The 18,600-nt window shown below is 41.3% G+C and carries 14 protein-coding genes; 3 read left to right on the top strand and 11 right to left on the bottom strand.

Annotated elements, in window-relative coordinates:
• Positions 1-60: 60 nt before the first annotated feature.
• Positions 61-951 carry a formylglycine-generating enzyme family protein gene (locus BV902_RS04530; protein ID WP_237241952.1) on the top strand — a complete coding sequence of 297 codons (891 nt, stop codon included), beginning with the start codon at positions 61-63 and terminating at the stop codon, positions 949-951.
• A 44-nt stretch (positions 952-995) separates the two neighbouring features.
• Here BV902_RS04530 and carB read toward each other — a convergent pair whose 3' ends face one another.
• Both carB and BV902_RS04540 read right to left on the bottom strand, forming a co-directional pair.
• Positions 996-3,815, bottom strand: a complete 2,820-nt coding sequence (gene carB / locus BV902_RS04535; protein ID WP_075990945.1) for a carbamoyl-phosphate synthase large subunit — start codon at positions 3,813-3,815, stop codon at positions 996-998.
• 261 nt (positions 3,816-4,076) lie between these two features.
• Positions 4,077-6,311, bottom strand: coding sequence for a beta-N-acetylhexosaminidase (locus BV902_RS04540; protein WP_075990946.1), 2,235 nt, complete (start codon positions 6,309-6,311; stop codon positions 4,077-4,079).
• A gap of 173 nt (positions 6,312-6,484) precedes the next feature.
• Here BV902_RS04540 and lipA point away from each other — a divergent pair, with 173 nt between their 5' ends.
• Positions 6,485-7,366: a lipoyl synthase gene (lipA, locus tag BV902_RS04545; RefSeq protein WP_075990947.1), complete on the top strand. Its 882-nt coding sequence runs from the start codon at positions 6,485-6,487 to the stop codon at positions 7,364-7,366.
• A 134-nt stretch (positions 7,367-7,500) separates the two neighbouring features.
• Here the strand turns inward: lipA and BV902_RS04550 are convergent, their stop codons facing one another.
• From BV902_RS04550 to upp, 9 genes are all read right to left on the bottom strand, one after another.
• Positions 7,501-10,161 carry a hypothetical protein gene (locus tag BV902_RS04550; RefSeq protein ID WP_075990948.1) on the bottom strand — a complete coding sequence of 887 codons (2,661 nt, stop codon included), beginning with the start codon at positions 10,159-10,161 and terminating at the stop codon, positions 7,501-7,503.
• Positions 10,161-10,364, bottom strand: a complete 204-nt coding sequence (locus BV902_RS04555; protein ID WP_075990949.1) for a hypothetical protein — start codon at positions 10,362-10,364, stop codon at positions 10,161-10,163. The genes BV902_RS04550 and BV902_RS04555 overlap by 1 nt, the downstream gene beginning before the upstream one ends.
• 19 nt (positions 10,365-10,383) lie before the next feature.
• Complete coding sequence (locus BV902_RS04560) at positions 10,384-11,067, bottom strand: GLPGLI family protein (protein WP_075990950.1); 684 nt, start codon at positions 11,065-11,067, stop codon at positions 10,384-10,386.
• 195 nt (positions 11,068-11,262) lie between these two features.
• Positions 11,263-12,828: an amidohydrolase gene (locus BV902_RS04565; RefSeq protein WP_237241954.1), complete on the bottom strand. Its 1,566-nt coding sequence runs from the start codon at positions 12,826-12,828 to the stop codon at positions 11,263-11,265.
• 359 nt (positions 12,829-13,187) lie between these two features.
• Positions 13,188-13,598, bottom strand: a complete 411-nt coding sequence (locus BV902_RS04570) for a BrxA/BrxB family bacilliredoxin (protein ID WP_070563263.1) — start codon at positions 13,596-13,598, stop codon at positions 13,188-13,190.
• A gap of 151 nt (positions 13,599-13,749) precedes the next feature.
• Positions 13,750-14,283 carry an AAA family ATPase gene (locus BV902_RS04575; RefSeq protein ID WP_075994623.1) on the bottom strand — a complete coding sequence of 178 codons (534 nt, stop codon included), beginning with the start codon at positions 14,281-14,283 and terminating at the stop codon, positions 13,750-13,752.
• 23 nt (positions 14,284-14,306) lie between these two features.
• The gene (pnuC, locus tag BV902_RS04580; RefSeq protein WP_075990952.1) at positions 14,307-14,909 is read right to left on the bottom strand and encodes a nicotinamide riboside transporter PnuC; all 603 of its coding nucleotides are present in this window, start codon (positions 14,907-14,909) and stop codon (positions 14,307-14,309) included.
• A 52-nt stretch (positions 14,910-14,961) separates the two neighbouring features.
• Positions 14,962-15,435 (bottom strand): ribonuclease H-like YkuK family protein, encoded by a 474-nt coding sequence (locus BV902_RS04585; RefSeq protein ID WP_046672303.1) that lies wholly within the window; start codon positions 15,433-15,435, stop codon positions 14,962-14,964.
• 104 nt (positions 15,436-15,539) lie between these two features.
• Positions 15,540-16,187, bottom strand: a complete 648-nt coding sequence (gene upp / locus BV902_RS04590; protein WP_075990953.1) for a uracil phosphoribosyltransferase — start codon at positions 16,185-16,187, stop codon at positions 15,540-15,542.
• A 284-nt stretch (positions 16,188-16,471) separates the two neighbouring features.
• Here upp and uvrB point away from each other — a divergent pair, with 284 nt between their 5' ends.
• Positions 16,472-18,505, top strand: coding sequence for an excinuclease ABC subunit UvrB (gene uvrB / locus BV902_RS04595; protein WP_075990954.1), 2,034 nt, complete (start codon positions 16,472-16,474; stop codon positions 18,503-18,505).
• Positions 18,506-18,600 lie beyond the last annotated feature (95 nt).

Below are 18,600 nucleotides of genomic sequence, written 5' to 3' on the forward strand. Positions count from 1 at the left end.
ACGCGCGCAGGTCTGATAAAATCCCAAATTGCGCAGTTAAAAAGTAAGACTACGGACAAGATGATATTAGTCGAAGGGGGCAAATTTCTGATGGGAAGTTCGAATTTTGAAGATAGTAAGCCTTTACATCAGGTGCAACTGAATTCATTTTATATGGACGAACATGAGGTCACAAATGCACAGTTTGCGCAGTTTGTAAAGGAGACAGGTTATGTAACTGTTGCTGAGCGGGAGCTGGATCCGAAAGATTTTCCAGGGGTAGACCCCAAGATGTTAGTTCCGGGATCGGCTGTATTTTCCAAACCTAAAGAACTCAATTCATTAAACAATTATCTGATGTGGTGGGAGTATGTCCCTGGTGCAAACTGGCAACATCCCGAGGGACCGAATAGCTCGATAAAGGATAAAATGAATCATCCGGTTGTTCAGGTTGCCTATGAAGATGCTGCAGCTTACGCGAAATGGGCAGGAAAACGATTACCTACAGAAGCGGAATGGGAATATGCGGCTAGAGGACGTAACGATGCAAACGATGACTTGTATTATTGGGGCAAGGACTTGAAGCCTAATGGTAAATGGACCGCCAATATTTACCAGGGAAAATTTCCTGTACAAGATTCAAAGGAGGATGGCTTTGAGGGGACTGCGCCTGTAAAATCATTTCAGGCAAATGCATTGGGACTGTACGATATGGAAGGGAATGTGTGGGAATGGTGTGCTGATTTTTATAGACCCGATTATTATCAGCATAGTACAACTGCTAACCCCAAAGGACCACAAGATTCTTATGATCCGCAGGAACCAAATCTTGAAAAACGCGTTCAGCGGGGAGGATCATTTCTTTGCAATGATCAATATTGCGAAAGGTATAAAGCCGGAAGCAGAGGAAAAGGGGAGGTCAACAGTCCTACAAATAATGTTGGGTTCCGCTGTGTAAAAGATATAAAATAGAAAAGGCTTGCATTTGCAAGCCTTTTCTATTTTATTGATATGTCTTATTGTGCATTCAAAAACATTGATTTTTGATTGTACAATTCTCTGAAATAAGGATCTTGAAGATCTTTGATAAAGCGAATTGCTTCACCAGTTGATTTCATCTCAGGGCCTAATTGCTTATCTACTTCAGGGAATTTATTGAAAGAGAATACAGGTTCTTTAATCGCGTATCCTTTCAGTTTACGTTCGATCGTAAAGTCTTTCAATTTATTAACACCCAACATGACTTTAGTTGCAATATTGATGTAAGGAACATCATAAGCTTTAGCGATGAAAGGAACCGTACGTGATGCACGTGGATTAGCCTCGATAACATATACATTTTCACCTTTTACAGCAAACTGAATGTTTAATAGACCTCTTACGTTCAATGCTTTTGCTAATTTAATGGAGTATTCTTCCATTTTATCCTGAACAGCTTGTGATAGGCCAAATGGAGGCAATACAGCTGAAGAGTCTCCTGAGTGGATACCGGCAGGTTCAATATGTTCCATCATACCAATGATGTGTACATCTTCACCATCACAGATTGAATCTGATTCAGCTTCTTCTGCACGATCCAGGAAGTGGTCGATCAGGATATGGTTTCCAGGAAGGTTTTTCAACAAGTTGACAACAGCTTTTTCTAGATCTTCATCGTTGATAACAATGCTCATGCCTTGTCCACCCAATACGTAAGAAGGACGAACCAATACTGGATATCCAACTTCGTTTGCAACTTGTAATGCTTCTTCTGCTGAAGTTGCCACACCGTATCTTGGATATGGAATTTCCAATTCTTTCAGTAGATCGGAGAAACGGCCACGGTCTTCTGCCAAGTCCATATTCTCAAATGAAGTACCGATGATTTTTACGCCAAGTTGCTCTAGACGCTCAGCCATTTTAAGAGCCGTTTGTCCACCCAACTGAACGATAACACCTTCTGGTTTTTCTAATTCGATGATCTCACGTACATGCTCCCAGAATACGGGCTCGAAGTATAATTTGTCAGCCATATTGAAGTCTGTCGATACAGTCTCTGGGTTACAGTTAACCATAATCGCTTCGTAACCAGATTCTTTAGCTGCCAATAAACCGTGTACACAGGAGTAATCGAACTCGATACCCTGACCGATACGGTTAGGACCTGAACCTAAAACGATGATTTTCTTTCTATCTGAAGAGATCGATTCATTTTCTTCTTCGAATGTCGAATAGTAGTATGGTGTTTGTGCAGGGAATTCTGCAGCACAAGTATCGACCATTTTGTAAACACGGTTAATACCTAGCTCCTTACGACGATCGTAAACTTGATCCTCTGTTACATTTCCTAGTAACCATGCGATTTGTACATCTGAATAACCTTTTTGTTTTAAGGTCATGAAGAAATCGCGTGGAATATTATTCAATTGATAACGACGTAATTCTTGCTCAAGGTGTACCAACTCTTGGATCTGTACTAAGAACCATTTGTCGATACGTGTTGCCTTACGGATAGATTCTAAAGGAACACCTAATTCGAAAGCATCTTTGATATGGAATAAACGGTCACCACTTGGATGTTCCAAACTATCCATGATCTCGTCAAGGTTTCTCCATTGACGACCATCGGCACCTAAACCAGCGCGGCCAGTCTCCAATGATTGACATGCTTTCTGTAAAGCTTCGATAAATGTACGGCCGATTGCCATTACTTCACCTACTGCTTTCATCTGTAGACCTAATTCCTTGTTTGCTCCTTTGAATTTATCGAAGTTGAAACGAGGGATCTTAACGATCACATAGTCTAATGTTGGTTCAAAATATGCAGATGTTGTCTTTGTGATCTGATTTTGCAATTCATCCAAGTTGTAACCAATCGCCAATTTAGCTGCAATCTTCGCAATTGGATAACCCGTTGCTTTCGATGCTAAAGCCGAAGAGCGTGATACACGTGGATTGATTTCGATGGCAATAATTTCTTCGTTTTCTGGGTTTACAGAGAACTGAACGTTACAACCACCTGCAAATGTACCAATTGAACGCATCATCAGGATAGCCTGATTACGCATATCTTGGTAACATTTGTCCGATAATGTCATACCTGGAGCTACTGTGATCGAGTCTCCAGTGTGGATACCCATTGGATCAAAGTTTTCAATTGTACAGATGATAATGACATTGTCGTTGGTATCGCGAAGCAATTCTAGTTCGAATTCTTTCCAACCCAATACAGCTTGTTCGACTAAAACCTCGTGTGTTGGTGATGCGTGTAAGCCTCTATTTAAGGCTGCATCAAAATCTTCTTTTCTGTGTACAAATCCACCTCCTGTACCTGCAAGAGTATAAGATGGACGTATAACAAGCGGATAGCCAATTTCTTGTGCCGCTTCTTTACCTTCAAGGAATGAGTTTGCAATTTTGGATGTTGCAACGCCCACACCAATATCAACCATTAATTGACGGAATTCTTCACGGTTTTCAGTTTTTTCAATGGCAGCAACATCAACACCGATAACTTTTACATTGTATTTTTCCCAAAGACCTAGGTTGGAAGCTTCGATACATAAGTTCAAAGCTGTCTGACCACCCATGGTAGGAAGTACAGCGTCAATATTGTGTTTTTGCAATATTTCTTCAATACTTTCGCAAGTTAATGGAAGTAAGTAGACATTGTCTGCAACAACTTTGTCCGTCATGATTGTTGCAGGATTTGAGTTGATGATGGATACTTCAATACCTTCTTCTTTCAATGAAAGGGATGCTTGAGATCCAGAATAATCAAATTCACAAGCTTGACCGATAACGATGGGACCTGATCCGATGATTAAAACCGACTTAATGGAAGTGTTTCTTGGCATTATATCTAGTTCAAAAAATTAAATTTCCTATTGTAAATCTGAGCAAAGACAATCAAAAATAGCTCATGGGGAAGGGTCATTCCGACTGCTTTGTCGGAGTGCAAAGTTACATTTTAAATTTTGAAAATGAAGTATTTATTTTAATAATATTTCAAAATAAAATGACCTTTGTTGGAAAAGTAGTCTTGAAAGCAGTAATAATAGTTGGAAAACGTAAGGAGTAGGTTCTCCAACTATTATCGTGAATTGTCTATTATTCGGTTAATAAACAATAATTTCGTCTGTAAATAAATATCCTTTTTTCGGATTGCTGGCCTTGATTTTTATGTAGCGTGCCTGCTGCGCTTTATCTAGTTTCAGCTCGAAACGTTTAAATGTTAATTTGGATTCTTTATCGGATATATCATTTTTGATTGTTCCTACAGATCTGAAGGTACGGCCATTATCCGAAAGCAGGACTTCCATTTCTCCTGGCATATAAACGCCGGGGCCGATCATCTGCATAAAATTCATGGCTACTTGGTGTATTTCCTCCCTGCGTTCCATATCCACGACAACATCAATCGGACTGGTGAATCCTTGCCATTGACCATCGTGATAGGAAAGACCGCCCATGATTCCGTTTGTTAAGGTAGAATCTTTTTGTGCTGGATATCCCGACCATGCTGTGTTGTACGTTACTTTTTTTCCAATAGCACGATGAATGTCAATATCAAAGGATAGGGTTGGACCGATTTTGATAGAATCTAGAAAATAAGCGGCATTGATATGACCTGTTGAGCTGAGTTCAAATGGTCCAGTATATGGTGTAGACAAGATTGTAGGCTCACTGCTATCAATGGTATATCGGATCTGATCTGTTTTTAGTTGCTCCGTTGTCAGCGTAATTTTATTGTTGTTTTTAGCAGCATTGTATGTTGCTGTATAAGCGACATTAAAGGAAGGACGATAATAATTGACGTTTAGATCTTGTAGTAGCTTATAATGTGATTGTAGTCTTCGCTGAAAGTCTGTCCAGCTTTTCCCATCTTTATTTGTCCAATTGACTTCCGCCAAAGCCAGTGCACGTGGGAACACCATATATTCGAGGTGTTCGGTGGTAGGTACATATTCTGTCCATATATTCGCTTGTGCTCCGAGGATATGCTTGGCTTTGTCCCCTTGTATCGCAGCTGGAATAGGATCATACGAATAAACTTTATCTAATGTCAGGTAACCCCCGATGGCCTCAGGCTGTGTCCGTGGGTCTGTCTGATAAGAATCAAAATAGAGGTGTGAACCTGGAGTCATGATGACATCATGGCCTGCATTTGCGGCCTTTATGCCGCCGTCTTCACCGCGCCAGCTCATGACGGTAGCTCCTTCTGTGAGCCCCCCTTGAAGGATTTCGTCCCAACCGATCAGCTTTCTACCCTTGGATTGCAGGTATAGATCCATTTGTTTGATAGCATAACTCTGCAGTTCGTCAACAGATTTTAATCCTTCTTTTTGCATGAGCGCCTGATCTTTTGGGCAGGTTTCCCAATGCTTCTTCTCAGCTTCATCACCGCCGATATGAATGTACTGGGAAGGGAATATCGTGAGTACTTCATCCAAAACATTTTTTAGAAATTCAAAGGTTTTTTCATTGCCGATACAGAATTCTCCCTGACTATAGGGCTTTCCGGAGCAAGAGAGTTCGGGATATACGGCCAATACTTCTTCCGAATGTCCGGGCATTTCTATCTCAGGAATTACATTGATTCCTTTACGGGCTGCATAGTCGACCAATTCGCGTGCTTCTTCCTGGGTATAGAATCCACCGCTGGCATTTGGCTTACCTTTTTCTACATACTGACGACCATTGTTCCACCAATCTTTCCAGCCCGTATGTGTACGCCAGGCCGCCTTTTGTGTTAACTCCGGATATTTCTTAATCTCCAATCGCCATCCCGCTCCGTCGGTTAAATGCCAATGAAAATTGTTGAATTTGTAGATGGCCATGATGTCGATATACTTTTTGACAAAAGATAGTGGCATAAAATGGCGCGATACATCCAGGTGTAAGCCACGGTAGGCAAATCGTGGCTCATCGACTATAGTCGCATAGGCTATTTTACTTGGATCAGCTTGTAGATAGCCCAATTGAACCAGTGTGTAAATCCCATTGATAACCTGGGGTACATTCCAGGCTCTGAGTAGCAGGCCTTTTTCATCGATTTGGATGGAATAGGCGTTCTTGCTAAGGTTATCTGCATCGACTGCTTTAATAATGCGAAAGCCTTCTTTTGGGCCTTTTTTATTTTTCTTGAGTACTTCGACAGCTAGGCTTTTGATAGCTGGGTGTTCAGTAAGCAGTTGTGTCGCCTCCTGAAATTCATCTGAAACAATAACCTGAAGATGTGTAGGGATAGCGTATGTTCCCGTAGCCAATGTGATTTTCGAAGGTTTGGGTATAATGTCAAAGTTGGTTTGGGCATGTGCAGTAAAGATGGTTGCACCCCCAAGTAACAACATGGATAAAGATCGGCTCAGTCGCATAGTTTTGTTATTAGATTAATGATAATCAACACAAATATCCTAATTTTTGTTTCATAATTCTATAATTGGTGGCAATCGGTCATTTATTATGATATAAAACCAACAAATTGACGGTTAGAAATTACATTTTTAATCCTTAACTTTGTTGTATGATTGAACTTCCAGTTATTCCGGCAACTCCTGCACAACGCAAGCCTGATTGGTTGCGTGTCAAATTGCCTGTTGGTAAAGAATATAGACATGTCAGAAGTCTTGTAGACGAGCATAAATTACATACAATTTGTGAGAGTGGAAATTGCCCGAATATGGGCGAATGTTGGGGCGCTGGAACGGCAACCTTCATGATTTTGGGAAATATCTGTACGCGTTCTTGTTCATTTTGTGCGGTAGCAACCGGTCGTCCTTTGGCAGTTGATTTGGATGAACCCAATCGTGTCGCCAATTCTGTCAAGTTAATGCAGGTAAAACACTGTGTGATCACTTCGGTGGATCGTGATGATCTAAAAGATGGTGGTTCGGTAATATGGGCGGAGACAATCAACGCAATCCGTAGAGAAAGCCCAGAAACAACCCTAGAAACACTTTTGCCAGATTTTAAAGGACAATGGGATAATTTGGACCGCGTGATCGCAGTGCGTCCCGAAGTTGTTTCGCACAACCTCGAAACTGTCCGTCGTTTGACAAGAGAAGTTCGCGTTCAGGCTAAATACGATCGTTCACTCGAGTGCCTACGTCGCATTTCTGAAGCTGGACTCCGTACAAAATCGGGAATTATGCTTGGCCTAGGTGAAACTGAGGAAGATGTTATCGAGGCAATGCAAGATTTATATAACGTCGGGGTACATATTTTGACATTGGGTCAGTATTTACAGCCTACGAAAGCTCACCATCCTGTAATCGAATGGATTACACCTGCACAGTTTGAGAAATATCAGAAAATTGGTTTAGAAATGGGATTCAAGTATGTGGAGTCTGGACCGTTGGTTCGTTCTTCTTATCATGCTGAGAAACATCTATTCGATATGCAATAGAAAATAGTTCTAAAGTTTTTTAACGAAGAATACTTTTTTCGCAAGATATAAAAAGAAGCCTGAGTGATTTTTTGCTCAGGCTTCTTTTTTTAATAGCTCAAGGCAATTGTTTCTTTTCGATGGAGTCTGATGCTTTAAAGGTTAAAAACTGTGCGGAGTAAAATTGTTCTCCCGCGAAGTTCAAATTCATTCTGGGAAATCATATTGGCCGTCATCAGATAAGTACGATAGTTTTTGATATTGGCCAAATTATTCATTTCCAATTCGAAGTCCATTTTCCACTTGTTGACCTTGTAGCGCGTAAAAAAGTCTATGAAGGTATAACTTGCATTCTTCATGTTTGTTTGAAAGGTGGCAAGATTGCGCAGGTTTAGCCGCATAAAGCCATTTTTGAATGGGCTGGTCGGAAAACCTATATTATGCATCATTGTGGTGGTTTTATTTTGGATCGTATTGTCCAGGCCCTGTTGTTTACTCCTGCTCCAATTGAATAGTCCAGAATAGGAAATGTTATAAGATGTAAAGACTTTAGCTTCTATACTGGGTTGAAATAGATAGCTCATACTTCGAATAGGGACTAGGGCATTGTTTAACAATTGATTGTATTTGAAGTGAGAAATGCTTCCTTTTAGTTTGAGGGTACTTGCCAGGGGGAAAATGTATTTATCAAACCCGATCTGAGAAGACCAGCGCTCCTGCAGGTTATCCATATTGACCAAGATATTTTCGGTGATGTTATTTTTTATAACGGAAGATAATATCGTGTTGGAAAGCGATCTTGAATAGCTAATACCAGCATTTGCAAATAATACTTTTAGGGTGCGGGCTAAATTATAATTGAGATTAAATGTATGTTTTTTGGATTCATTTAGCGCTGCATTATTTTGGCTGAGCATTCTATAGTTCCGTAATACCGCACCACGGTATATATCTTCTATGTTACCAATGTCCTGCGCAAATTGATAGTTAAATTGAAGATAGTCTTCTTGAGAAACCTGCCATCTCGCTTTTAAATTAGGATTGATCAGCATGGAATTTTTGGACGTGGACAGCTGATGACTGACGTCTTCATAATGGGTAAATAAATAGGTTACCGGGATGTCGAGCTGGGTTTCAAACCGATTTGTTTTCCAGGAATATTGAGGAGTAATAAATGCTTGGGACCTGCTCCAATACAGATCATTACGGGTATTATCGCCCAATGCTCGAATATGTTGATCATTATCCGCTATTGTAAGGAGCGAGTTGAAGTGTTGGCGATCTGTATTGAAGCCAATTTGATAGTATTGTTTGATTCTGCCTTTATTGAAGCGATAACCTGTACTGATCTCCGTAAAAAAGGAAGGAATTTCAATTTGCTGGCGGCTACTTTTATAGGGAATGCTATCGTTGAGTATTTCTGGAAAAACGCCGGGATAGATCTGTAAAGTCTGTGGTTTATTACCATAATTTAAAGACCAGTTGATTGCAATAATGTCATTGTTTTTAAGTTGGGGTATATAGCTAAACAAGTTGCTGAATCCCTTGATGTGGTGTTTTTGGAACTGCTCGATCTGGCCTGAAGAGTTTGCCAACAATGCTGTTATATCTTTTTTTTCATACTCAAATGACAAGGCATTACTCGCATATTTCTTTTCCGTATTGGTGGATGCCGAAAGTCTGGCTGCGCCAAGCCATCGCGCTGTTTTCAGATGATTTTGCTCATTAAAATAGACGTCGCCATCATCGAGCAGGTATTGTGTGCTTGCGGCATTATTTTGCCTATCGTTGTCGTATAAAACCTGAATATTTGATTTTAGCTGCCAGTGATTCTTGAGGTTGTATAGGTTATTGGTGTTTAGCGAACCTGTATTGTTGAAATAATAGTTGTTTTTAGGAATATTTGGACTGCCTGTTGTGCTCGTCGCCAGGAGGTTGTTGATGGGCGAGCTGCCAAACTTGGCCAGTAAAGAGGACTGATTGGCGCCGATGATATCTCCGGAAAGATCAATGCCTGTATTATTACCGCTGAGGACATTCAACATCTTAACTTTTTTGTTGAATAGGATTGAGTTCAATTCGGGATCATAGAGATTGGGCGTGCCGACGCCAATTTTGGCTTGCCCAGTGAGTTTTAGCTTTGCTTCCTCTTTGATAACGAGATTTATGGCGACGTCGTCTGTAAATCTTTTATTTTTAAGGACTTTATAATGTTCGTGATTGTCGAGTACCTGAATGTCCTTTACCATTTTATGCGGGATTGTCCGTGTACCTACACCATAGCGATTTTCCAATAGATCGTCACCGTCAATGTAAAGTTTAGAAACGGTTTTGTCCTGGTATTTAATAAGACCCGATTCGGTAACTTCCATACCCGGAAGACGTTTGATTACGTCGCCTATATTTCGATCCTCTTCTTTGGCAAAAGACCCGACGTCGTAGGAGATTGTATCATTTGAACGGCTTACTTTAGGTTTGCTCTTTACAATGACATCTTGTAGTAGATTGGTTTTTGGTACGAGGGCGATCCGAAGATTGGATGTCTGCGTGCCAAGTTTGAGTTCAAATTTTTCGTAAGTAAGGTGATTGATCTGCAGGTAGAGGCTTGCATAGTCCTTTGTTAATGTAATTGTAAAACGCCCTTCTTTATCTGTCGGTTTGAAAGCGATAATTTTGTTGTCTGAAAGGATGTTGACACTGGCAAAGGGTACGGGATGCTGCGTCTTATCCACTTGGACCGTTCCACTAATCGTTTGCTGGGCAAAGGTTATTTGCCCAAGCAAAACGAATATAAATAAACATAAAAATACTTTCATTAAGGCGTCAGCTCTATCGGATTGTTGGTAACTTTTGAAGGTTTGTATTTATCGTCTCTTGAAATATTGAAACTCTTTATTTTTGACGGATCCAAAGCACCGGCAGGGGAGCCTCCTCCGGAGCCGGAACTGGATCTAACTGCAACCATACTGCCCGATGAACCTACACTGATGGTTCTGTTTTTTCCCGATTGGGCTTGCATATAAGCTTGTGGATTAGCCTTAAAGGCTTCCTGAATTTTTTTTTACCTCTTCTGCAGTACTTACGATGGCGTTTTGCGGCAGGGCCACTGATGTTTTGCCATCCTCAATTTTGTCGAATCCGGCGTAAGCAAAAATCACCTCATTTTTTGTGTCACGGGCATCCAGAATTAGGCCAGGAAGACCATGAAGTTTCCACGGACCATAGGAAAACGGTAGCTCGGTTGTAAACCAGGCGATATAGGTCCGGCCTTTGAATGTTGTTTTTGCGTTCTGGCAATTGTAGCCACCAATTTCTTTGCGGTCACCCAGTATTTCCCAATCTTGAGTAGGATAAGCCTGTGGAATGGCAAAATTGTCACTGGCAACGCTAACCACTTCGGTCATTTTGTTCTGATTGGCGTCTAATAAATAGGAAGAGCTTGATGGTGTCGAGCGAGTAGTAATGTTTAGTGTACCGTCGAAACTGGGGCCCTCCATTTGTTTTTTGACCTCATCTTGCATGCGCTTGGATGAATATGATGTGTAGTAGCTGGCCTGTTGATTCAGGTAAACGACTGTTTCATCGCGTATAAATTGATCCCGTTGGGTGCTATCATTTACATGCTTGAATTCGTAATGTACTTTTGCGATCGCTGGAGTACGCTCTTGTGCAAATAACAGCTGCGTCGCTAAGGATAATAGGAATGGTAATGAATATTTCATAAATGTATGTTTATATCGTAAATATACGAAATATTCGTAATCAGGAAAATTTATTCTAAATTTTCCTTGTAATCCTCTCTAGGGCAGGTTACTGCAGGTGAATAAATGTTGATTTGTTAGCTATCTTTTTTGTTAACTATGTTGTATGGTTAGCGATATAAGTTTAGTAGACATATTTAGGCATATGCGCTATTGTTATCTTTTAAACACAGTCTCACCTGCAATTACTGTCCGTTCTGTTTTTACATTTCGCAGTTGCTCATTCGGAATTTTCAAGATATCCTTTTCGAGGATAACAAAATCGGCATCTTTTCCCACTTCGATACTTCCTCTTTTTTTCTCCTGAAAACAGGAGTATGCAGCCCAGATTGTCATTCCTTTCAAAGCGTCTTCACGGCTTATCGCGTCTTGCATCTGAAATCCGTGGCTAGGATACCCTTTTTTGTCGACGCGGGCTACTGCCGCGTGGAAACCATATAAGGGATTGAAATGTTCGACCGGAAAATCACTCCCCAATGCGAGTTTTCCATATTCTTCCAACAGATGCTTATAAGCGTAAGCGCCTTTCATACGTTCTTCACCGAGTCGATCTTTGGCCCAGTACATATCGGAGGTTGCATGTGTGGGTTGTACAGATGGTATGATTTGATACTTTCGAAACTTATCAAAATCTGCAGGCGATATAATTTGGGCGTGCTCGATTCGCCATCTACGATCGCCATTATTGTGGAGGTATTTGCCATAAATATCCAATATAATACGATTGGCCGAATCGCCTATCGCATGGGTATTTGCCTGAAACTTACTTTCGGCAATCTGTTTGATCATTGCTTCGTAATCTTGAGGGCTATGGAGGAGAAAGCCGTGGGTGGGGGCATCATGGTAATGCGCAAGGAGGCATGCACCACGGGATCCCAATGCGCCATCGGCGAGCAGTTTAAATCCTTTGATCTCGAAACGGTCTGTTTCATAGAAACCCTGATCGATAAATGACTTTATATTTTGGGGATTGCCTAGGATCATGGCATAATCTCTAATTTTCAACTGCCCTTCCCGATAGTATTTTTTTAGCAGATCGAGTCTTTCTTTTGATAAACCTGCGTCTACAATGGAGGTAAGGCCAACGGAAAGGAGAGAGTCTTGCGTCCGCTTGAGCATTCTTAAATATTCTTTTTCACTCGGAACCGGAATTGTCTTATTGACAAGATCCATTGCATTGTCGATCAAGAGACCATTGGGAGTATCATTAGTCCCGCCGACTACACCGCCGCGAATGATGGGGATACTCGTTAATTTTGCCCATTCGAGTGCTTTGGAGTTCGCAACCGCCGCATGATAATCTACACGCATGAGGTAGACGGGGATATCCGGGAAAGCTTTATCGAGTAGGTTCTTGGTTGGGAAAGTTTTATCTTTCCAGCGATTTTGGTCCCAGCCACCACCGATCAGCCAAGTTTTGCCTGGGTTTTTTTGTTGGTAGTTTTTGACACGTTGAATAACCTCCTCGAAAGAATCGGCGCCGTTTAGGTCGACTTGATCCATTAGTTCGGCCTCGTCAAATAAATGCGCATGGGCATCGTAGAATCCCGGATAAACGGCCTTCCCCTGTGCGTCAATTTTTTCTATTGCTTTGTACTTTCGCTGTATTTCTTCATCGGAACCAATGGCCATAAACTTACCATCTTTGACAGCAAAAGCATGTGCTGTACTAAAAGCCGAATCTACAGTATATACTTGCGCATGATAAACAATAAGGTCCACTTTCGTTTGCGGTGAACATGATATGATCGTCAAGCAGAACAAAAAAATGATTATTGGGAAGGTTTTCATAACCTAAAAATAGGAAAAAGCTTTTAATAAACTGAAACTAGACTTGGGGCTAGGTCTGCTGGATATGCGGACTTGAGGTTTTGGCTGATCGAATTGCTTTAGCTGATCGAATTGGCTTACGTGAGGCGCTTATGCTGAGTTGCCGCATATTGTTCGGACAGGAGACCATCTGTCAAGTTTTGAAATGGGACGTGCAGGAAAAGTAAGGAAAATACGAATTATCCAATAGACAAAAAAGGCTATCCAAATAACTTGGACAGCCTTTTTAATTCAAAAATCAAAATACGTGATTAACAGTACTCGTCAAATGCTGCAACTAAATTGTCAGCAATCATTTGTGCCGGGCGACCTTCAATCATATGTCTTTCAATCATGTGTACCAATTTCCCGTCTTTAAATAAAGCCATTGCTGGTGAAGATGGAGGGTAAGGCAACATGTAGTTACGTGCAGTGTTTACTGCATCAGTTTCCATACCTGCGAAAACAGTCACCAATTTAGCTGGGTGTTTTTCGTTTTTTACAGCAGCTTTTGCAGCAGGACGTGCATTTGCAGCAGCGCAACCACAAACAGAGTTTACAACCACAAAAACAGTTCCTTCTGATGCGATAGCCTGATCAACTGCTTCAGGTGTTTTTAATTCTTCGAATCCCGCATCAACTAACTCTTGACGCATTGGAGTTACTAAATATTCTGGATACATTATTTCTTAAGTAAAATGTTAATATTCTATTTTAATTGTGTTTATAAAGCTTTCTGTCGCCGGGCAAGTATACTTACTCCGCATAAACAACATGCTATACTTTATTCCTACAAATATAGCTGTAAAAGGCTGCTTCGTCAAGACACTTGTCTCAAATCAATGTCAGAAAATCTTTTACAGCATGAAGTCCATTTTCAAGACGTTGGTCGCCGAGACCCGAAACAAGACGATAATTCGCATTAATGGCGTTCAATTCGCTTTTCCAGATCTCCATGAAATGTTCGCGCTGTTCGGGGAAATCCCGTAGTGGATCGTCCTGCCAGGGTAGATCGATATCCATCAGCAGATAAAGGTCATAAACATGTTGTTGAATTTTATCGGTGACTTCCTGTGGAGTGTGACCGAAAAGATGATCTGACCAAATTTTTACCGTAAGGAAGGTAGTGTCACAGATGAGGAGCTGTCCTTGTGCTAAAGGGACCAGCGCTTCCTCCAAGGCGACCTGTCCATAAAACATATTGACTTCGTCCTGTAAGGTATATTTATTGTTGAGGCTTTGGCAATAATAACGTGAATATTCGGGCACGCATACCGTCTGAAATTCCTTGGCAAGAAATTGTGCCATCGTTGATTTTCCGGTGGACTCGGGGCCAACAACGGCAATTTTTATGAAATCTTTTCCCACATCGATCGTTTTGATAGGCAATATTACGCAAAATTTTTATAGGTTTTCTGCCAATCGCGATAGCCATTCCAAGCTATGAGTGTGAAAACAAGGTAGAGTACTGCGGTCAGCATAAGGTCTTTGTGTATATAGAGCGGGATATAACAAATATCCACAAATACCCATAAGAGCCAGTTTTGAAGTACTTTGCGTGTCATCAGAAATTGAGCAACAAAACTTACGGACGTGCAGAAAGCGTCAATATAAGGAACATCGGAATTTGTCTTGCTGTCGAGGAGATAACCGATTGACAGTGTCAGGACGAGGATTGCCAGGAGGCAAAGGAGCAACTGCCCCTTGCTGGCTTTGACGATGGGTTTCTTTTTTTCTTCTTTTCGTTTTATCCAATAATACCAGCCATAAACAGCAGTAGACAGAAAGTAGAATTGCAGTACAGTATCTCCATATAGTTTGGCATCATAAAACAGAATAGCATAGGACGCCACGCTGATGATACTAATCGGCCAGTTCCATATATTTTGCTTAGCGGCCAAATAGACACAAAGAAAGCCTGTCAGGGTACCTAACCATTCGAGCCAAGAGGTCTGGGCAAATTGACGTGCAATCTGCTGAAAAAATTCATGCATGTGGTGTATTAAAAATTACACCCTAAATATACAAAGTCTGCCTTATAGTCAATTATTGAACCTGTTTATTAGCACAATTGGTACTGGCAAAAGACTCGGGCTTGGCCTTAAAAACAAATCCCATACCCATAATATAGCCCATGGCTTCTTTCAGGGCAACATTTGACTGGAAATTTGGATTGGTGTTGATGTCGGCGTGGACTTCGAGGTCTACTTTGTGTTTTTCGAGGAGGGGGCAGAGTTGATAGGCTATATCGATGGATTTTTGGACTTCGAGTAGCATCCTTTCTTTAATGCTCATTCGGTGGTGCCTTTTGTCCCGTTGGATAAACATAAATCCACCTTTATGTTCCCGGAGAAAGACGATGACTGTTGCGAAGTCGATGATGCCTCTCTTGACTTGGGAATCGGTGCCGATATAAACCTTGAGCTTATTCCCTAGGGCATCTTCTCGTTTAATGACTTCTTCAACAGCATCGAAAATCGTGGAGCGAATGGATTCGCCATTGTATTTTTGCCATCTCATAGCGATATAAATTAGATATAAAAAAATTAAACTTCATCATTGACATAAATTTACTGAATTTCAATGAGCTAAGTGTTAATTTAGTTTTAAATAATTTATCCACATTAATGGTGTTTTACACCATAGGCCAGGTCTCCGGCATCACCGAGCCCAGGTACAATATAGGCTTTTGAGGTCAGTTCGTGGTCGACGTCACCAACCCAGATATGCGCCGTGGGTACAAAAGCCTGAACGTGGTTTAGTCCTTCTTCGGATGCAATGGCTGCAACAATGTGTAATTCGTTGATGTCATATTCGGCCAGGAGATCCTTACAGCATAAAACGAGGCTCTTTCCTGTAGCCAGCATGGGGTCTACAATGATTACTGTACGGTTATCTAAGTTTGGTGTATTGACATATTCCTTATGAATTTCAAACTCGCCGCTCTTTTTTGTATGCCGATAGGCTGCAATGAAGGTGTTATCGGCCTGATCAAAAACATTTAAAAGTCCCTGATGAAAAGGAAGGCCCGCTCTCAGAATTGTAGCGAGTACGGGTTGTTCCATCAAGAGATGGGTTTTGGCCACACCTAGCGGAGTTTCAACTTCAACGGGTTTGTAGGCCATCGTCTTGCTGATTTCATAAGCGAAAATTTCACCTAATCGTTCCAGATTCCGACGAAAGCGCATGCGATCCTGTTGAATAGTGATATCTCTCAGCTCGGCAATAAAATGATTTGCAATGCTATTTTGGGTAGATAGAATAGTGACCATGGCGTGTGTGCTAGTTCAATTAAACTAAAGATAATAAATAATCAATTGAAAGTAATAACATCTATGGTATTATTATAGTTTGCGCTAAAATGGTAAAATTTTTAGTAAATTTGTGTAAGACCATAAGAGGATTTGGCCTGGGCTACAGGTCGAAAAATTCTCTTGTTAGCAGATTGAAACCATCGGATCATAAAGACTGTTTTTGAGCCCACGGCTCAAGCAATTCGTGGTGCAATGTTTGCTGAAAAAGGCCTGAATAGTTTTCTTTAAGAAATAGGAAGTATATGAAATTTGAATTGACATCGGAGTACAAACCCACAGGCGATCAGCCAGAAGCAATTAAGCAGTTGGTAGCAGGGGTAGAGCAGGCAGAGCAATACCAGACGCTTTTGGGGGTAACGGGATCGGGTAAGACCTTTACTGTTGCCAATGTGATTCAGGAAACACAAAAGCCAACATTGATTTTAAGTCACAATAAAACATTGGCGGCCCAGTTGTACGGTGAATTCAAGCAGTTCTTTCCCAATAATTCGGTCAACTATTTTGTGTCTTATTACGATTATTATCAACCCGAAGCTTTTATTGCTTCGACAAATACCTACATTGAGAAGGATTTAGCGATTAACGAAGAAATCGAAAAGTTACGTTTGGCGACTACGTCGTCATTGATGTCGGGTCGGCGTGATATTGTTGTCGTTTCTTCGGTATCCTGTATCTACGGTATGGGAAATCCGGAGGATTTCTCCCGATCTATTTTTCGTTTTGGTGTCGGTATGACTGTCACAAGAAATGCTTTCCTGCATAAATTGGTCGAGATCTTATATTCACGGACGACCGCAGAGTTTAAACGGGGTACCTTTCGTGTTAAAGGTGATACGGTGGATGTGTTTCCGGCATACTTGGATAATGCCATTCGGATTTCATTCTTTGGGGATGAAATTGATGAACTGAGTGAGATCGATCCTATTTCAGGTAAAACGCTCAATAAGATGGAAGATCTTGCTCTTTTTCCGGCAAACCTTTTCGTTACACCGAAGGAAAAATTCAAAGAATCGATCTGGGCTATTCAAGATGAATTGATGCAACGGAAAACGCAACTGGAAGAGGAGGGCTTAATGCTTGAAGCGAAGCGTTTGGAAGAGCGGGTCAATTATGATTTGGAAATGATGCGTGAACTGGGCTATTGCTCGGGAATTGAAAATTATTCCCGCTTTTTCGATGGTAGACAACCGGGGATGCGTCCGTTCTGTTTGCTGGATTATTTTCCGGAGGATTACCTGTTGGTCATTGATGAAAGCCACGTCACCTTACCACAATTGCGTGCGATGTATGGTGGTGACCGGTCGCGAAAAGTTTCCTTGGTGGAACATGGGTTTAGGTTACCAGCAGCTTTGGATAACAGACCTTTAAACTTTCCGGAGTTTGAATCCCTGACGAATCAGACGATTTATGTGTCCGCGACTCCGGGCGATTACGAACTGCAGCAGACCGAAGGTGTTGTTGTTGAGCAGGTCATTCGTCCAACAGGACTTTTGGATCCGATTATTGAAGTACGGCCAGCGATCAATCAGGTCGATGATTTCTTGGAAGAGGTCGATAAGACCATCAAAGAAGGAGGGCGTGTTTTGGCTACTACATTGACCAAACGCATGGCCGAAGAGCTTTCCAAATATATGACCAAGCTGAATTTAAAAGTCCGTTATATTCACTCCGAAATTAAAACCTTGGAGCGTGTGGAAATCTTACGGGGTCTTCGCTTGGGCGAATTTGATATTCTGGTCGGGGTGAACTTACTCCGTGAGGGGCTTGATTTGCCTGAAGTTACGCTTGTCGCTATTCTCGATGCGGATAAAGAGGGCTTTCTGCGTTCCGAACGATCTCTTATTCAGACGATTGGTCGGGCTGCCCGGAATGATAAAGGTCGGGTTATTATGTATGCCGATAAAATGACGGATAGTATGCGTGTCACTATAGATGAAACCAATCGTCGCAGAGACAAGCAGATGAAATATAACTTGGAACATGGCATTACACCGCGTACAGTCGGCAAAACAAGGGAGGAGATTCTGGAGCAGACTTCTGTTGCTGATTTTTCGGGTATTGAACCTAAAATTTATGTTGAACCTGATCCGTCGCAAGCCATTGCAGCTGACCCAGTGATGCAATACCTCAGTGAGAAAGATTTGAAGAAGGCGATCGATAACGTAAGGAAGAAAATGGACAAAGCTGCAAAAGAAATGGACTTCTTGGAAGCAGCGAAATATCGTGATGAAATGTTCTCCTTGGAGAAGCTCTATGAAGAGCGATTCCCATCGTAAAGGAAGCTGGTTTGTTAATATGTATTAATTATTGTTAATCAATATTAAGATTTGTTAAACAACGCTAAATAGCGTTTAAATTAAGATTCCGTCGT

This window comes from Sphingobacterium sp. B29 (assembly GCF_001952815.1).
GTDB lineage: Bacteria > Bacteroidota > Bacteroidia > Sphingobacteriales > Sphingobacteriaceae > Sphingobacterium > Sphingobacterium siyangense.